This window comes from Janthinobacterium sp. 75 (assembly GCF_004365495.1).
GTDB lineage: Bacteria > Pseudomonadota > Gammaproteobacteria > Burkholderiales > Burkholderiaceae_D > Janthinobacterium.
In genome coordinates, this window is sequence record NZ_SORD01000001.1 from 3,931,219 (window position 1) to 3,945,164 (window position 13,946).

General features: G+C 61.7%; 16 protein-coding genes. 6 read left to right on the top strand and 10 right to left on the bottom strand.

Annotated elements, in window-relative coordinates; all coding sequences use genetic code 11:
• The first annotated feature begins 65 nt into the window (after positions 1–65).
• Positions 66–1,085: a tyrosine-type recombinase/integrase gene (locus C8C89_RS17920; RefSeq protein ID WP_133991490.1), complete on the top strand. Its 1,020-nt coding sequence runs from the start codon at positions 66–68 to the stop codon at positions 1,083–1,085.
• Positions 1,086–1,330: 245 nt separating this feature from the next.
• Here the strand turns inward: C8C89_RS17920 and C8C89_RS17925 are convergent, their stop codons facing one another.
• The 3 genes from C8C89_RS17925 to C8C89_RS17935 form a co-directional block, all read right to left on the bottom strand.
• On the bottom strand, positions 1,331–1,675 hold the full coding sequence (locus C8C89_RS17925) for a cyclophilin-like fold protein (protein ID WP_133991492.1): 345 nt from the start codon (positions 1,673–1,675) through the stop codon (positions 1,331–1,333).
• 231 nt (positions 1,676–1,906) lie between these two features.
• Positions 1,907–3,049 (bottom strand): MFS transporter, encoded by a 1,143-nt coding sequence (locus C8C89_RS17930; RefSeq protein ID WP_347876606.1) that lies wholly within the window; start codon positions 3,047–3,049, stop codon positions 1,907–1,909.
• 84 nt (positions 3,050–3,133) lie between these two features.
• On the bottom strand, positions 3,134–4,225 hold the full coding sequence (locus C8C89_RS17935) for an alpha/beta hydrolase (protein ID WP_133991496.1): 1,092 nt from the start codon (positions 4,223–4,225) through the stop codon (positions 3,134–3,136).
• A gap of 223 nt (positions 4,226–4,448) precedes the next feature.
• On the opposite strand from C8C89_RS17935, the gene C8C89_RS17940 reads away from it, so the two are divergent.
• A complete protein-coding gene (locus C8C89_RS17940) occupies positions 4,449–5,342 on the top strand; it encodes a LysR family transcriptional regulator (RefSeq protein ID WP_133991498.1) in 894 nt (297 codons plus the stop codon).
• A gap of 16 nt (positions 5,343–5,358) precedes the next feature.
• On the opposite strand, the gene C8C89_RS17945 is transcribed toward C8C89_RS17940, so the two are convergent.
• From C8C89_RS17945 to C8C89_RS17960, 4 genes are read right to left on the bottom strand one after another with little or no spacing between them, the layout of a single operon-like run.
• Positions 5,359–5,829 (bottom strand): GNAT family N-acetyltransferase, encoded by a 471-nt coding sequence (locus tag C8C89_RS17945; RefSeq protein WP_133991500.1) that lies wholly within the window; start codon positions 5,827–5,829, stop codon positions 5,359–5,361.
• Complete coding sequence (locus C8C89_RS17950; RefSeq protein ID WP_034748275.1) at positions 5,826–6,278, bottom strand: PaaI family thioesterase; 453 nt, start codon at positions 6,276–6,278, stop codon at positions 5,826–5,828. Before C8C89_RS17950 ends, C8C89_RS17945 begins: the two co-directional genes overlap by 4 nt.
• 33 nt (positions 6,279–6,311) lie before the next feature.
• A complete protein-coding gene (locus C8C89_RS17955) occupies positions 6,312–6,806 on the bottom strand; it encodes a MarR family winged helix-turn-helix transcriptional regulator (RefSeq protein ID WP_133991502.1) in 495 nt (164 codons plus the stop codon).
• Positions 6,807–6,851: 45 nt separating this feature from the next.
• The gene (locus tag C8C89_RS17960) at positions 6,852–8,072 is read right to left on the bottom strand and encodes a citrate synthase (RefSeq protein WP_243858068.1); all 1,221 of its coding nucleotides are present in this window, start codon (positions 8,070–8,072) and stop codon (positions 6,852–6,854) included.
• Positions 8,073–8,168: 96 nt separating this feature from the next.
• Between C8C89_RS17960 and C8C89_RS17965 the strand changes: the two genes are divergently transcribed.
• Both C8C89_RS17965 and C8C89_RS17970 read left to right on the top strand, forming a co-directional pair.
• Positions 8,169–8,711, top strand: a complete 543-nt coding sequence (locus C8C89_RS17965; protein WP_101481261.1) for a GNAT family N-acetyltransferase — start codon at positions 8,169–8,171, stop codon at positions 8,709–8,711.
• 22 nt (positions 8,712–8,733) lie between these two features.
• Positions 8,734–9,786: an FAD-binding oxidoreductase gene (locus tag C8C89_RS17970; protein ID WP_133991504.1), complete on the top strand. Its 1,053-nt coding sequence runs from the start codon at positions 8,734–8,736 to the stop codon at positions 9,784–9,786.
• Here C8C89_RS17970 and C8C89_RS17975 read toward each other — a convergent pair.
• The 3 genes from C8C89_RS17975 to C8C89_RS17985 form a co-directional block, all read right to left on the bottom strand.
• Positions 9,777–10,259 carry a hypothetical protein gene (locus C8C89_RS17975; RefSeq protein ID WP_243858070.1) on the bottom strand — a complete coding sequence of 161 codons (483 nt, stop codon included), beginning with the start codon at positions 10,257–10,259 and terminating at the stop codon, positions 9,777–9,779. The two genes, C8C89_RS17970 and C8C89_RS17975, sit on opposite strands and share 10 nt — an antisense overlap.
• Before the next feature lie 43 nt (positions 10,260–10,302).
• Positions 10,303–10,524 (bottom strand): DUF6434 domain-containing protein, encoded by a 222-nt coding sequence (locus C8C89_RS17980; RefSeq protein ID WP_133991506.1) that lies wholly within the window; start codon positions 10,522–10,524, stop codon positions 10,303–10,305.
• 208 nt (positions 10,525–10,732) lie between these two features.
• Entirely contained in the window at positions 10,733–11,614 is an 882-nt protein-coding gene (locus C8C89_RS17985; RefSeq protein WP_166674784.1) for a LysR family transcriptional regulator, read from the bottom strand.
• A 97-nt stretch (positions 11,615–11,711) separates the two neighbouring features.
• Here C8C89_RS17985 and C8C89_RS17990 point away from each other — a divergent pair, with 97 nt between their 5' ends.
• Both C8C89_RS17990 and C8C89_RS17995 read left to right on the top strand, forming a co-directional pair.
• Positions 11,712–12,296 (top strand): GNAT family N-acetyltransferase, encoded by a 585-nt coding sequence (locus C8C89_RS17990; protein WP_166674785.1) that lies wholly within the window; start codon positions 11,712–11,714, stop codon positions 12,294–12,296.
• Positions 12,297–12,414: 118 nt separating this feature from the next.
• Positions 12,415–13,893, top strand: a complete 1,479-nt coding sequence (locus tag C8C89_RS17995; RefSeq protein ID WP_279587413.1) for an MFS transporter — start codon at positions 12,415–12,417, stop codon at positions 13,891–13,893.
• Positions 13,894–13,946: the final 53 nt, after the last annotated feature.

The window sequence follows — 13,946 nt, forward strand, 5'->3', positions numbered from 1 at the left end:
TATGTGGGTGTTTTGCATGCTATTCTGCGTACCTCACAGTACAAAACCACGATTTCGCTGCCGCCATGCCTGATTTACCCCTCCCGAAACGCCGTGTTGTCGTACCGAAAAGCGCCGCCGTCGCCGCTGCGCCATTACGCGGCACCCTGATTGATGCCGAGCTTGCCGCGCGCCACCAGGCTTTTATTGCGGCCGCCACGTCCGACAATACGCGCCGCACCTACCGTTCTGCCATCCGCCACTTCCAGGGCTGGGGCGGGGCGCTGCCTGCGGACGAGTCCACCGTCATCCGCTACCTGCTGGCCTATGCGGATAGCCTGAACGCGCGCACCCTGGCCCTGCGTTTGACGGCTCTGTCGCAATGGCATGTGTACCAGGGCTTTGCCGACCCCGCGTCCACGCCCACCGTGCGCAAGACCCTGGCCGGCATCGCCCGCCTGCATGGCAAGCCGAAGAAGAAGGCCAAGGCTTTGCCTTTGGAAGATTTGGAAGTAATTGTCGCCAAACTGGCCGCGCTGGGCACCGTCAAGGCCCTGCGCGACAGCGCGCTGCTGCAACTGGGCTTTTTTGGAGGGTTTCGCCGCAGCGAATTGGTGGGATTGATGCTGGAAGACGTGAGCTGGGAACCGCAGGGCATGGTGATCACCTTGCCTCGCTCGAAAACGGACCAATTGGGGGAGGGCATCATCAAGGCGATCCCGTTTGGCGACGGCGTTTGCTGCCCAGCCACGGCCCTGCGCGCCTGGCTGGCCGCCGCGCATATCCGCACAGGACCGCTCTTGCGCCCCGTCAATCAGTGGGGCCACGTGAGCATGAAAGGATTACACGCGAGCAGCATCAATACGATCTTGGCAAGCTGCGCCGGGTTGGCGGCGCTCGATTACGTGCCGGAACTATCGAGCCACAGCCTGCGCCGCGGCATGGCCACCAGTGCGCACCGGGCAGGCGCTGATTTCCAGGCCATCAAGCGCCAGGGCGGCTGGCGCCACGACGGCACCGTGCATGGCTATATAGAAGAGGCGGGGCGCTTCGAGGAAAATGCGGCGGGCAGTTTATTGAAGGGAAAGAAGAAGCCGGCGGGCTGAGGGCGCCCGGCAAGACCTTGCTGCGTGTCTACGGAAGGCGCGAAAGGAACGCTTGTTGAAGGTCTGCTCATCGCTCATGGCGGCTGCGCGTTCTTCGAAATCGGTGCCGCCGTGCAAGGAATCCCTCAACGGCCCACGCGGGCGTCAGTCCGGCGGCCGACAGGACGGCCAGCCTTATGCCCGCGTCACGGATTTGTGCGTCTGCTTTCACCCCAAAACGGTCTTTGAACAAGCCTTGAGGGCGGTCATTTACATTGAAGAAGCTCGACCCGCACACCGTGCTGGCCCAGTGCATGGGCCAGCCCATCCGGATCGTCCACGCGGCCAACGTTTGAGTAGGAATACGGTGAAGTAAATGCCTTATAGAAGACAACCAAGGTCTTCGAACCGTACTGTAAGAGGTCACCATTGCAGATTATCTGCGTTCTAGTCGCGTGAGCCGGTAGCGGCTTTGGCAGATCTGCATGCTTCTCGTTTTCGTTGAGTTCGGCCATATCCAGGGTCAGCGGCAGCATCTGGGCAAAGGCTCGCCCAGTCGCATTGTCTGACAAGGTGACGACGAAGCGACGTTCTCCAACGATCATCGACATGCGCGACTCATCGGGCTTCAGGGCGGCTGCAGCCTCAGCCGAGGCGGAACCCGGAGGAAGATTGCTGTCGGGCTTCGCAAGCGCCGAGGAAGAGCAAGCCAAGCAACAGGCCCAGTCCATGCAGGCGATCGGACAGGCGGCACTCGCTCATGCTGGCTACTGGATGCCGAGCGCCGTTGCGAACCGCGAATTTGCGTGTGACCATTGCTTGCTCCTTCCTTGATGTATGGCTCAGCTTGCCCGCAGCGCTTGCGCGCGCGAGGTCAGCAAGGCAGCTAGCAGCAGTACGGCCGCGCTGGCGATAAACGTGCTTTGGTATCCACTCTTGTCGAACAGGAAACCGCCGATCGTGGAACCCAGGGCGATGGCGAGTTGCACGACTGCAACCATGAGGCCACCACCTGCCTCTGCATCCCGGGGCAGCGTTGTTGCCAGCCAGGACCACCAGCCCACGGGCGCAGCGGTTGCGACAACGCCCCAGATGCCCAGCAGTACCGTCACGGCAGCAAGTTTGCTGCCAAAGATGGTCAGCGCCACGGCGATCATTGCCATCACGATGGGAATGGCAACCAAGGTCCGGGAAAAATGCCACTTCAGGAACTTGCTGATGACGGTGGTGCCGATAAAGCCGCCTACGCCAATTGCCAGCAGAATCAGCGACAAGGTGGAGATGCCTACCCGCGTCACGTTTTCAAGGAATGGGCGCAAATAAGTGAACAAGGCGAACTGGCCCATGAAAAACGTGCTGACAGCCAGCATGCCCAGGGCAACCTTCGGATCCCGAAGCAGTCTGAAGACGTTGCGGGAACCCGCCGAGGCAGCCTGGGGCGGCATGGAAGGCAGGCTGATCCACTGCCAGACAAAGGCAATCAAGGCCACTGGCACCAGGCAAAAGAAAGCGCCACGCCATCCGATGACGGAACCGAGATAGCTGCCCAGGGGGGCGGCGACGACGGTCGCCAGCGCATTGCCGCCATTGAAGATGGCCAGGGCACGCGGCACCTGATGGGATGGCACAAGGCGCATCGCGGTGGCCGCCGACAAGGACCAGAAACCGCCCACCACCACGCCGATCAGCGCACGTCCCACCATATACAGGAAATAGTTCGGCGCCATCGCGACAACGGCCCCGGAGACGGCCATCAGGGCGGTCAGCCCCAGCAGGAGCATCTTGCGATTCATGCTGCCAGCCATGACGGAAATCGACAGGCTGGTGAGCACGGCGCATGCCCCCGATATGGCAATTCCCTGTCCAGCCAGGCCTTCGCTGACCCGGAGATCCCTGGCCATAGGCGTCAACAGGCTAACGGGCATGAACTCCGAGGCGATCAGCGCGAAAACGCACAGCGTCATGGCGAAGACCCCGCCCCACATGGCTGCCTGAGTGCTGACATCAGCATGCCCTTCCTGCACGCCAACGTGGGGCGTGCTGCTTATTGGTGCTGTCATGGGATGCGCCTATGCCAGATTCTTGTGGAAGAACGCGTTCAGCTTCTCCCAGGGGATGAGTTTCACCCGGTCATACAGATCGACGTGCCCGGCGCCTGGAACGATCACCAGTTCCTTGGGCTGGGCCGAAAGCCGGTAGGCATCGTCGCTGAACTCGCGGGAATGCGCCTGGTCGCCCGTGATGAACAACAAGGGACGCGGCGAAATCGTCTCGATGTCGTTGAACGGATAAAAGTTCATGAACTTGACGTTGCTGGACAGCGTGGGGTGCGTCGTCCATTCGCGCGGCGAACCTGCCGACGTGAACTCGCCGCGCGAGGTGCGATAAAAGTCGTAGAACTCGCGCTGGATGGGATGCGTATTGCCATCGAGCTTGTGCACGGTGCCGCCGGTGTAACTGATGGCGCCGCCGGTAAATTCCACGTAGCGTTGTTGCGCCGCCTCGGCAATGATCTGCTTGCGTTGCTCCAGCGTCTGCGAATGGTGCAAGGCATTGCGGTTGGCGGCGCCCATATCGTACATGCTGACGGTGGCAATCGCCTTCATGCGCGGATCAATCTTGGCGGCGCTGATGACGAAACTGCCACTGCCGCAAATGCCGAGAACGCCGATCCGTTCCCTGTCGGCGAACGGCTGGGTACCAAGATAGTCTACCGCTGCGCTGAAGGCTTCCGAGTAGATATCCGGCGCCACAGCATTGCGCGGCTGGCCGGCGCTTTCGCCCCAGAATGACTGATCGATGGCCAGGGTGACAAAGCCCTGTTCGGCCAGTTTTTGCGCGTACAGATTCGAGCTTTGCTCCTTTACCGCGCCCATCGGGTGGCCGATGATGATCGCGGGATGCCTGGCATTGCGGTTGAGATCCTTGGGCGTGAATAGCTCGCCGACGACCTGCATCTGGTACTGGTTGTTGAAACTGACCTTGCGCGCAGTGACTGTGGCGCTCCTGTAGAAGTTGTCAGCGTTGTTGGACATGTCCGGTACTGGATTGTTATCGGCGGCGAACGCGGAACTGGCGGCAATGGAAAGGCTGCCCAGGACGGCCATGCCTGTGCCAGCAGTCTTCAGGAAATCTCGGCGTGCGACATCATCTATGGTCATGTCTGTTTCTCCAGTTCGTCAGGTATGGGGCGCGTTGCATGCGTTGACGGACATCGTACGTTGCGGCTAACGCATCTGCGCACCGAAATCTCGAACAGGTATATGTGCCCAGGCCATGAATGCTACGTATATTTATATTAAAAATCGCTCATTCCACTGCTATCATCCATTGCCAGGCACCACGACGGGATACCCTTAACAGCCGGCTTCAGGAATGACTCATATGGCCAGAGATAATATTATTGATATTCTTATATTTTTCGAGGTCGCTCGCGAACGCAGTTTCACCCGTGCCGCCATCAAGCTGGGCATGTCCCAATCCACTCTCAGTCACATCATTCGGGATCTGGAAGCCCGGCTGGGCGTGCGGCTGCTCAATCGTACGACCAGGAGTGTTTCGCCGACCGAAGCAGGCGAGCGCCTGCTGAGCAATGTCGCGCCGCGGCTTGAGGAAGTCCATGCTGAAATTGCCGCCGTCAGCGATTTGAATGGCAAACCGGCGGGTACCGTGCGCATCACGGCCATCGACCATGTTATTGATACCCTGCTGTGGCCAAGGCTGGCTCCCGTCCTGCCTCACTATCCAGACCTGCATATCGAGATTCAGTCGGATTACAAGTTGATCGATATTGCGGCGGACCGTTATGACATTGGGGTGCGCTATGGAGATCAGGTAGCGGAAGACATGATTGCCGTCCGGCTCACGCCCGACATACCTACCATGATCGTTGGCTCGCCCGCCTACTTCTCCTGGCATGCGCAACCCGCCAAGCTGCAAGACCTGATGAAGCAAAATTGCATCACACTACGGCTCGCAGGCAGTGGTGGCATCTACGCGTGGGAGCTGCAGCATGACGGGCGCAACGTGGAGGCGCGGGTGAGTGGCCAGGCCGTGTTTACCAGCGCCGTGCCCATGGTACAAGCCGCCTTGAGCGGCAATGGTTTGGCGTTCGTCACGGAAGACCTGGTGGCCGGACACGTACGGGAAGGCCGATTAATCAGCGTCATGAAAGACTGGTGTGGAAAGTTTCCTGGCCTCCATGCCTACTATCCCAGCCGCCGCCACGAATCGAGGGCACTGCGGATTGTTGTCGAAGCTATTCGTCACAAGGAGTAAGCCAGGAAAATGATCGTCACATCAATGCTCTATTGGCAAGCAAGTGGCCTTGTGCGCCGTTCCAGGGCAAGGGCTTGATGAAGTGGATGCGCTCCCTGGCCGGGTCGCCAAAGTGCTCCACTAGCCGGATCTGGTATCCATTGCGTATCAGCAAACGCAGCATGGACGGGTAGCGGTTCATCGATTTCACTGTGACGGCCGCAAAGCCGTTTTCGGCAGCCCAAGCTTCCTGAGCTTCCAGCAGGCGCTGCGCCAGGCCCGCCTTGCGGTACGCGGGCAGCACGGCGCCGAGCCAGCTATATAAAGAGCCATCCTCGGCGCCATATCCCAGCTTGAAACCGACGGGCTGGCCGTCCGCTTCCGCGATCAGGATCAGCGCGCCGGCGGGCAGCCGGTCTCGCAGCTGCGCCAGACTGCGCCGCTGGTCGAACTCGGGTATCGCCTGCAGCACCTGCCAGGCTTCCTCGATGTTACCCATGCGTATCATGCAGCCGCCTGCTCCCGGGGGCGGATGATCATGCAGGTGGCCGTCGCATGGGCGTAGACTTTACCGGCTTCGTCGCGGATGGTGCCTTCGGAAATGACCAGGTTGCGCCCCGCATTGATCACTTTTCCTTCTGCGTAGACCGTCACGTTGAAGGGCAGGGGGCGGCACATCTTGATGTTCAGGTCCGTCGTGCCATAGCTTTCGCCGGCCGGCAAGACCGTGTGCGTGGCACAGCCCGTGACCGTGTCGAGCACGGTGGCGGCGAAACCGCCGTGCACGCCGCCCATGGGATTGGTGTGCGTTTCATTTGCCGTGGCCGTGAAAATCACGCGGCCATGCTCCACCGTGTGCGCGTCCATGGGCATGGTCTTGGAGATGCCGGGCCGTGGAAACAGGCCTTGCGCGAAAGCTTGCATCAGTTGCAAACCAGTCATGTCGTTCGGGTGCATGGGTAACTCCTGTGGTGGTGATGTGGGGATGACTCAGACGTCCTGCGCAAAACGCAGGCGCGAGGCGTGCAGCAGGAAGCGTGCGACGACGGCCAGTTCTTCTTCGCTGAAACCTTGCTTCAATTGTTCATTCAGGCTGTCGAGCAGGGGCAGGGCGGCGGCCAGCACCTCGCCGCCCTTGGCCGACATGTGCAGGGTGCCGGCGCGCGCATCTAACGCCGACTGGCCGCGCACGATGAGGCCGTTTTCTTCCATGCGCGCCACCAGACCTGTCACGGCCGAATTTTTCAGCTGCAACAATCGTCCCAGATCCTTCAATTGGCAGCCTTCCTCGCCCTTCAGGGCAAACAGGGCGACAACTTGCGTGCCGGAAAAGCCCAGTTCGCTGGTAAAGACGGCATCGGCCGAGCGGAACAGGTTCTGGCGCGCCAGGTTGAGCAGATTGAACAGGCGCGGCGAACGCTCGCCCAGCGGGCAGGCTGCTGGGGTATTGGAAAGTTCGGGCTGAGGGAAGGTATTGGTACGCATGCGAAGTATACTACTACGTATGCGTAATAAATCAAGCCTGGATTTTTAATCGCGCAGGTGGCGCCCGATGTAGCGGGCCCGCGGCCGTATCAGGGCCGCGCTGGCGGCTTGCTCGGCAGCATGCGCGATCCAGCCGGCCGAGCGGGCCAGCGCAAACACGCTCATGCCCGCGCCCTCGGGCCAGCCGAAAGCCAGCTCCATGGCGGCGAGCGCCAGGTCGGCATTCGGGCGGGCGTCGAGCAACTCTTCCGCCGTGGCGCATGCAGCCAGGATCGCCTGCAGCCGCGGGGGCTCGTGCGCCAGCGTCGCCAAGATTCCCAGCAGATACGCGGCACGCGGGTCGCCGTGAGGATACAGCGGGTGGCCAAAGCCGGCAAACTCCGGTGCGATGCTCATGTAATAGGCGCCGACGGCGTCCCTGGCGTCAGACGCTGCCAACGCCTGCGTCAACATGCGCCGCGCCGCTGCGCTCCCGCCGCCGTGCCTGTCTCCTGACAGGGCCGCCAAGCCCGCACCCAGCGCGGCGGGCAGGCTGGCGCCCGTCGAAGCGACGCAGCGTACGGCAAAGGTCGACGCATTCAATTCATGGTCGGCCAGCAGCACCAGCGCGGCGCGAAGCAATTCAGTCTGTTCCGCGTCGGCTTGCCACGCCAGAGCCAGTTGCTGGTGCAACGGCAGGGCGGACGGCGCCGTCTGCAGCAGGGCGGCGGCCAGGGTGCGCATCAGGGCGGGGCCGGCCTGCAGCATGCTTGCAGGCGTAGTCGCCGGCGCGGGCGTGGACGCCGGCATGGCCATGGCGACCATGGCGACCATGGCGCGCGTGAGTGGCGTGGCGTCCGGCGCGCTGGCCAGCTGTGGCGGCAGGGGCGGCGCGTCTTGATGAAAATAGTCGATTGCGCCATCGTCCCACAGCAGGCTGGCGGCCGTTTCCAGGCTTGCGTGCTGCGCCAGCAACGTCGCATCGCAGCCCCGGTACAGCAATCGTCCTTCGAGAATGTGGGAAATCTGCGTTTCCAGCACCGGCAAACCCCAGTGCATGGCGGTCACGGCCGCCTGGCCACCCCGCCTGGCGTCATTCTTGCGGGCTGCCAGGCGCAATACTTCCTCTTGCGGATAGCGCTTGCGGCGCGCCGCGCCATGGCTGACGGAAACCAGCAAGCCCCGGCTGACATAGGAATAGAGGGTAGGCAGGCTGACGCCCAAGAGGCGCGCCGCCTCAGTAGCGGACAAATCGTTGTTCATGGCGGCCATTGTAGCGTTTGTCATTTTATATTGATTGATGGAATCAAGATTGACGGGCCGGGTGGCGCATCACTAGACTCATGCCTTTCCCTGCCCACACCGGCATAGTTCGGAGCATCCATGAGCACATACACCATCCGCATCTTGCACCGGGACGACGCCGGGCCACTGCTGGCATTTGAGCAAGCCAACCGGGCCTGGTTCGAGCGCCATATCGACTCGCGCCCGGACGATTTTTACAGTATTGAGGGCATCCATGCTCACGTCAGGCAATTCCTGGACGAGCACGAACAGGAGCGTTTGCACCCCTGCGTCATTGTCGATGAAGACGGACATTTGATCGGCCGCGCCAACCTCAAGGATATAGACGCGCAGGCTAAAACGGCCGAAGTCGGCTACCGCATCGGGGAACAGCAGGCGGGCAAGGGCCTGGCCACGGCCGCGCTGCGCTTCCTGATTTCCCTGGCGCAAGACGAATGGCAGCTTGCCAGCCTGTGCGCCTACGCCATCGATGGCAATGCGGCGTCAATCCGCGTGCTGGAACGCTGCGGTTTCGTGCAGGGAAGGGCCGTACCCGATATTGCCATGGTGGAAGGCAAGGTCGTCGATGGCCATGCCTACACGCTGGATTTGCGGGTGGCTGGGGTAGACTCTGCCCTGTGACAAATATTCAAAGTTAGCAAATATGAATCGAAAAAAGCCGCAACACATCATCGTCATCGGCGCCGGCATCGTCGGTGCGTCGCTCGCGTATCACCTGGCCAGCAAGGGCGCGCAAGTCACCGTGGTCGAGGCGGGCGGCATCGCTTCCGGCGTGACGAGCACCTCGTTTGCCTGGATTAACACGTCCTGCGCGGGGTCCGCCCCCATTGCGGCCCTGCGCGGCGGCGCCATCGAGGCCTATCGGCAGCTGGAAACACAAGTGCCCGGCTTGACGGTGCGCTGGCATGGCGCCTTGTCGTATGGCACGCAGGATGGGCGGGTGTCGCCCGGGTCCATCTTGATAGACCGCTCGCGCATCGCCCAGCTTGAACCGCAGCTGCGGCAGCCGCCGGAACAAGCGCTGTACGAGCCGGAGCATGGCGCCCTCGACGCCGTTGCCGCCACGCATGCCTTGCTGGCAGCGGCCCGGGCGCTGGGCGCGACTGTCCGCACGCACACGCCCGTGCTGGGCTTTTCCATCCAGGACGGGCGGGTGACGGGCGTGGAAACGGCCACCAAGGTCATCGAGGCCGATATGGTCGTGCTGGCAGCGGGCACAGGCACTGCCGCGCTGGCGCAGAAACTGGGCGCCAGCCTGCCCATCCACGCCTCGCCCGCCATCTTCCTGCGCTACAAGGCGCCTCCGGGCCTGGTGTGCGGCATTATTTCCAGCCATGCAATGGAAGTGCGGCAAGCCGAAGACGGGACCCTGCTGGCAGCGGAAGACTACGTGGATGACGCGCCTGAAAACCAGCCTGCCGCCATGGCACAGCAAACGGCCAGCACGATCCGCAATGAACTCGAGGGCGCCGACGCCATCGCGCTGGAACTTGCCTGTGTCGGCCTGCGCCCCATGCCCTTTGACGGCGTACCCGTCATCGGCTATTTGCCGCAGGTCGAAAGCGTGTACGTATGCGCCATGCATCCGGGCGTGGTGCTGGCGGCCATCGTGGGCCAGCTCGCCAGCGAGGAAATCGTCGATGGACAGCCAGCGTCAGCCCTGGAGGCTTGCCGGCCCGCGCGTTTTCAGGCGTGATCGTGCGCGGATTCCTGCGGCACAGGCGCCACGAAGACGGGCAGGACGAACGGCGCCGGCTCCTGTTCATCCCCTTGCTCTGGCGGTTCCTGCATATAGTGCTCGTTGCGCCAGTCCCCGTTCACCACGCGGTCGACGATCAGCGCCAGATCCTGCGTTTCGCGCAACTCGCAGCGAAACGGCAGCCGGCCATGCGAACGCGACACCAGGCTGAACCGTAGTTGGCGGCATTGCGCATCGTGCCAGCAATAGAACAGCATGTCCTCGCCTTTGAGTGCGCTGCTGCGGGCCGCAATCACCTGGCCGATGAACGCAACGATATCCGCCGCATGGATCTGCGGCGTTTCCTCGTCCGTGGGAGAAAACCTCCACATATTGCTCAATGCTTCGTGATTGATGTCGTCGGGATCAATCTCCACGGCATCGTCTTTCGCCATGGCGAGCCAGTTGCTTAAGACAGTTGAGTGCATCATGTAAAGCTTTCAGGTCTAACTAATATTTGTTTAATTTGTTTATTTACGCATCACTGGCTTGATGATGCCTACGCATCCATTCATCCGCGACATCGCCCATGGTTTTGACGGCGCCGTCGCGTATCCAGGCCATGAAATCACGGTCAAGCTTGAATGCGGGACCGCACTGGTCAAACAGGAAACGCCTCACGTTTTGCGTGCTCCTGTAGTGGGCATCAATGACCGTGTTCCGCTTAATGACGCCGCCATGCCAATCGAAATCCATGCTGTGCTCCTTCTCGCAGTCACAGTAAAGTCACCGTGCAGTGCAATTTTATGCCGCCAGTTCTGCTTGTGAATTGAGATGGCATTCAATGCAAGGGGCATCTTTTCGATATACCTTTCAACTACGGCCATCATACTGCCTTTGCCATGCCACCAAAATGCCGGAACCGGTTTTTACTTCTTTATTACTTGAATGACTGCAGTAAGCCTTAGCCCCTCGGCCCATCCAACAGCAATTCCGCCAGCCTCGTCGTCAGCCACAAACTCGTCTCGCTGAGTTTCTTCCCATGAATCGACAAGCGCCGCACGGGCAGGCGTGACAAGGCCAAGGCAGGGCAGGGCACTTCCTGCAAATAACCCTTGTAGTTGTCGTAATTGGCGATATTCAGCGGCAGAATGGCCCAGCCCAGCTCGTCCGCGACCATTTCCGCGATGCTGTAAAAACTGTCGGAAAACCAGACGGCGGGGCTGAAGGCGTGTTCGCGGTTCAACTCGGAATCCATGATCAGCTGGCGGTAGCGGGTCAGTTCGTTGCGGCTCACTTCCTGGCCGTGGGCCATGGGGTGGCCTTTCGCGACGAACACGCCTTGCGCCACGCTGCCGATGTGCTGCTGTTCCAGCACGGGCGAGATGGGGCCGCGGTCGAAGTGGAAGGCCACGTCGGCTTGCTGCTGCTCCACGTATTGCGCCACTTCCGACGCCGTCGCGTTGAGCATGACCAGTTCCAGCGCCGGGTAGCGTGCCGCCAATTCTTTCACCAGCGTACTGATGGCCAGGTAGGGCAGGGCTTCGTCCAGTGCCAGGGTGAGCTGGGCTTCGGGTGCCACGCTCAAGAGTTGCGCGCGCAGCTGCAATCGCTCGGCCTGGCGCAGCAGTTCGCACGCTTCCAGGTGCATCACCTTGCCCGCTTCTGTCAGCACGGCGCTGCGGCGCGAGCGATCGAACAGTTCCACGCCGAATTCCGCTTCCAGCAAGCCGATCGAGGTGCTGACCACCGATTGGGCGCGGCCCAGCCGGCGCGCCGCGCCCGAGAAAGAACCGGCCGCGACAGCCGCCTCAAAGTAGCGCATTTGTTCCAAAGTCCATTGCATGGCATCCACCTATCTGTTTTACAGATGGATTTTAACTTGAATGCCATTCAGGGGCGACATAAAATGCCTTTACTAATTCAATAACATGAGATCCGCCATGAAAAACGCTCAAGCCCATACCCCCGCCATCAGCTTCAGCTGGTGTCACGACGCCACCGCCGAAGATACTTTGTGCAATTTATATCTTGACAACGTCAGCGCCGACTATATCTCCCATTCGGAGCTGCAGGGAGAGCGCGCCGATGCGCCTGGCAACTGGCGCGCGGACTTGCCTGAGGTGATACGCGGCGAAATCCGCGCCGCCCTGTCGCATGACTGGGCGCATGGCGATTCGACCCTGCTGGCTGTCGCCATGTCCGGCGACGCCATCGTCGGCATGGCCCTCGTGTCGATAGACACGCGCCAGCGCGCCTCGAAATCGTTCGCCGCGCTGGACGACCTGGTCTTGCTGCCTTCCGTGCGCGGCAGCGGCATCGGCAGCTTGCTGGTGGAGTGGGTAGCCGACGAGCTGCGCAGCCACGGCATCGCCCGTTTATTCCTCGAATGCGGCGCGCATAACCTGACGGCACAGAAATTCTTCCAGGGTCGTGGTTTCAAGCAAGTGTCCGTCGTCATGCTGCGCGAACTGGACGCTTCCCCAGCGAGCGCTGCGGTAGATGACAAGGATGGCGACCGTGGCTGACGCCCGCCGCCCCCGACAAGGCCAGGCCCGTGGCAGCCTGGAACGTAAATATTTGCGCAGCACCAAATTCATCCAAACCGATAGTTGTTAAATAATACATGAGTTGTTTATGCATCCAATGAAAAAATGGCTGACGCTGGCCATCGTCTCCAGCGCCCTGTTCCTGATCGTGGTCGACATGACCGTGCTCTACACCGCCTTGCCCGCGCTGACGCGCGACTTGCAGGCGACATCCTCGCAAAAACTGTGGATCATCAACGTGTACGCGCTGGTCGTCTCCGGTCTGCTGCCCGGCCTCGGCACCCTCGGTGACCGTTTGAGCCACAAACCCGTTTTCCTCGCCGGCCTGGCCGTGTTCGGCATCGCTTCGCTGTGCGCCGCGTTTTCGCCCGCGCCGGAATGGCTGATTTTTGCCCGCATCCTGCTGGCCATCGGCGCCGCGCTGATGATGCCGGCCACCTTGTCCATCATCCGCCTGACCTTTACCGATAACCGCGAGCGCTCGTTCGCCATCGGCGTGTGGGCGGCGATTGCCTCCGGTGGCGCCGCGTTCGGCCCCGTGCTGGGCGGTTTCCTGATGGAACACTACTGGTGGGGCTCCGTCTTCCTGATCAACGTGCCCATCGTGCTGCTGACCCTGGTGCTGGCCGCCGTGGTACTGCCAAAACGGGCCGGTAACCGCGACAAGCCGTGGGACTTGAAGGGCTCGTTGCAAATCATGATGGGTCTGCTTGGTGGCGTGTATGCGATCAAGGAGCTGGGCAAGTCGCAGCCCTCGTATGCGCTGGCGGCCGCCTCGTTCGCCGTGGGCGCCTTCTTCATGCTGAAGTTCGTGCGCCGCCAGAAGCGCCAAGCCAAGCCGCTGATCGACTTCGCCCTGTTCCGCGAACTGCCGTTTTCCAGCGCCGTGGCGGCCGCCATGGTGGCGTCCGCCGCCCTGATCGGCATGGAACTGGCGCTGAGCCAGCACATGCAGCTGGTGCGCGAGCTGTCACCGCTGGAAGCTGGCTTGCTGCTGTTGCCGCTGCCGCTGGCGTCCGTATTTGCCGGCCCGCTGACGGGTTTCATGCTGCCGCGCGCCGACAAGGCCAAGGTATTGTGGGGTTCGCTGCTGCTGTCCGGTATCGGCATGGCATCGTATTTGGTGCTGCATGACGCCGCCGTCTCGGCGCAAGTGGCCAGCCTGGTGATCCTGGGCCTTGGCCTGGGCGCCGTCATGACGGCCGCATCCAGCGCCGTGATGCTGAACGTGGCACCGCAACAGGCTGGCATGGCCGCCTCGATCGAGGAAGTGTCGTACGAACTGGGCGCCGTGATCGGCGTGACGGTGCTAGGCACGATCATGTCGGCGGTCTACAGCGCCACTCTGGTGATCCCGGAAAGCGCTGGCCTGTTGCCGAATGCCCATGACACCCTCGACGCGGCGCTGCTGGCCGCCGAGCAATTGCCGGCCGAACTGGGCTTGCAAGTGTCGGAGCTGGCCCGTTCAGCGTTCGACAAGGCATTTATTGTCGTGCTGGCAACGGCTTCCGCCATCCTGATGGCGGCCGCGGCCACCATCCGCCATTTGCATCTGAGGGCACGCCGCGCGGTTTGATGGACGGGGCCTTACGCCCCGACAATATTGAACTGAATACTGGCTCGCCGCGC

Coding starts and splice junctions, on each gene's coding strand:
- C8C89_RS17935 (WP_133991496.1), bottom strand. CDS start 4,225: ATGACCATAGATGATGTCGCACGCCGAGATTTCCTGAAGACTGCTGGC.
- C8C89_RS17985 (WP_166674784.1), bottom strand. CDS start 11,614: ATGCAATGGACTTTGGAACAAATGCGCTACTTTGAGGCGGCTGTCGCG.
- C8C89_RS17975 (WP_243858070.1), bottom strand. CDS start 10,259: ATGATGCACTCAACTGTCTTAAGCAACTGGCTCGCCATGGCGAAAGAC.
- C8C89_RS17980 (WP_133991506.1), bottom strand. CDS start 10,524: ATGGATTTCGATTGGCATGGCGGCGTCATTAAGCGGAACACGGTCATT.
- C8C89_RS17965 (WP_101481261.1), top strand. CDS start 8,169: ATGAGCACATACACCATCCGCATCTTGCACCGGGACGACGCCGGGCCA.
- C8C89_RS17920 (WP_133991490.1), top strand. CDS start 66: ATGCCTGATTTACCCCTCCCGAAACGCCGTGTTGTCGTACCGAAAAGC.
- C8C89_RS17950 (WP_034748275.1), bottom strand. CDS start 6,278: ATGCACCCGAACGACATGACTGGTTTGCAACTGATGCAAGCTTTCGCG.
- C8C89_RS17970 (WP_133991504.1), top strand. CDS start 8,734: ATGAATCGAAAAAAGCCGCAACACATCATCGTCATCGGCGCCGGCATC.
- C8C89_RS17940 (WP_133991498.1), top strand. CDS start 4,449: ATGGCCAGAGATAATATTATTGATATTCTTATATTTTTCGAGGTCGCT.
- C8C89_RS17955 (WP_133991502.1), bottom strand. CDS start 6,806: ATGCGTACCAATACCTTCCCTCAGCCCGAACTTTCCAATACCCCAGCA.
- C8C89_RS17960 (WP_243858068.1), bottom strand. CDS start 8,072: ATGACAAACGCTACAATGGCCGCCATGAACAACGATTTGTCCGCTACT.
- C8C89_RS17990 (WP_166674785.1), top strand. CDS start 11,712: ATGAAAAACGCTCAAGCCCATACCCCCGCCATCAGCTTCAGCTGGTGT.
- C8C89_RS17925 (WP_133991492.1), bottom strand. CDS start 1,675: ATGTCGATGATCGTTGGAGAACGTCGCTTCGTCGTCACCTTGTCAGAC.
- C8C89_RS17945 (WP_133991500.1), bottom strand. CDS start 5,829: ATGATACGCATGGGTAACATCGAGGAAGCCTGGCAGGTGCTGCAGGCG.
- C8C89_RS17930 (WP_347876606.1), bottom strand. CDS start 3,049: ATGTGGGGCGGGGTCTTCGCCATGACGCTGTGCGTTTTCGCGCTGATC.
- C8C89_RS17995 (WP_279587413.1), top strand. CDS start 12,415: ATGAAAAAATGGCTGACGCTGGCCATCGTCTCCAGCGCCCTGTTCCTG.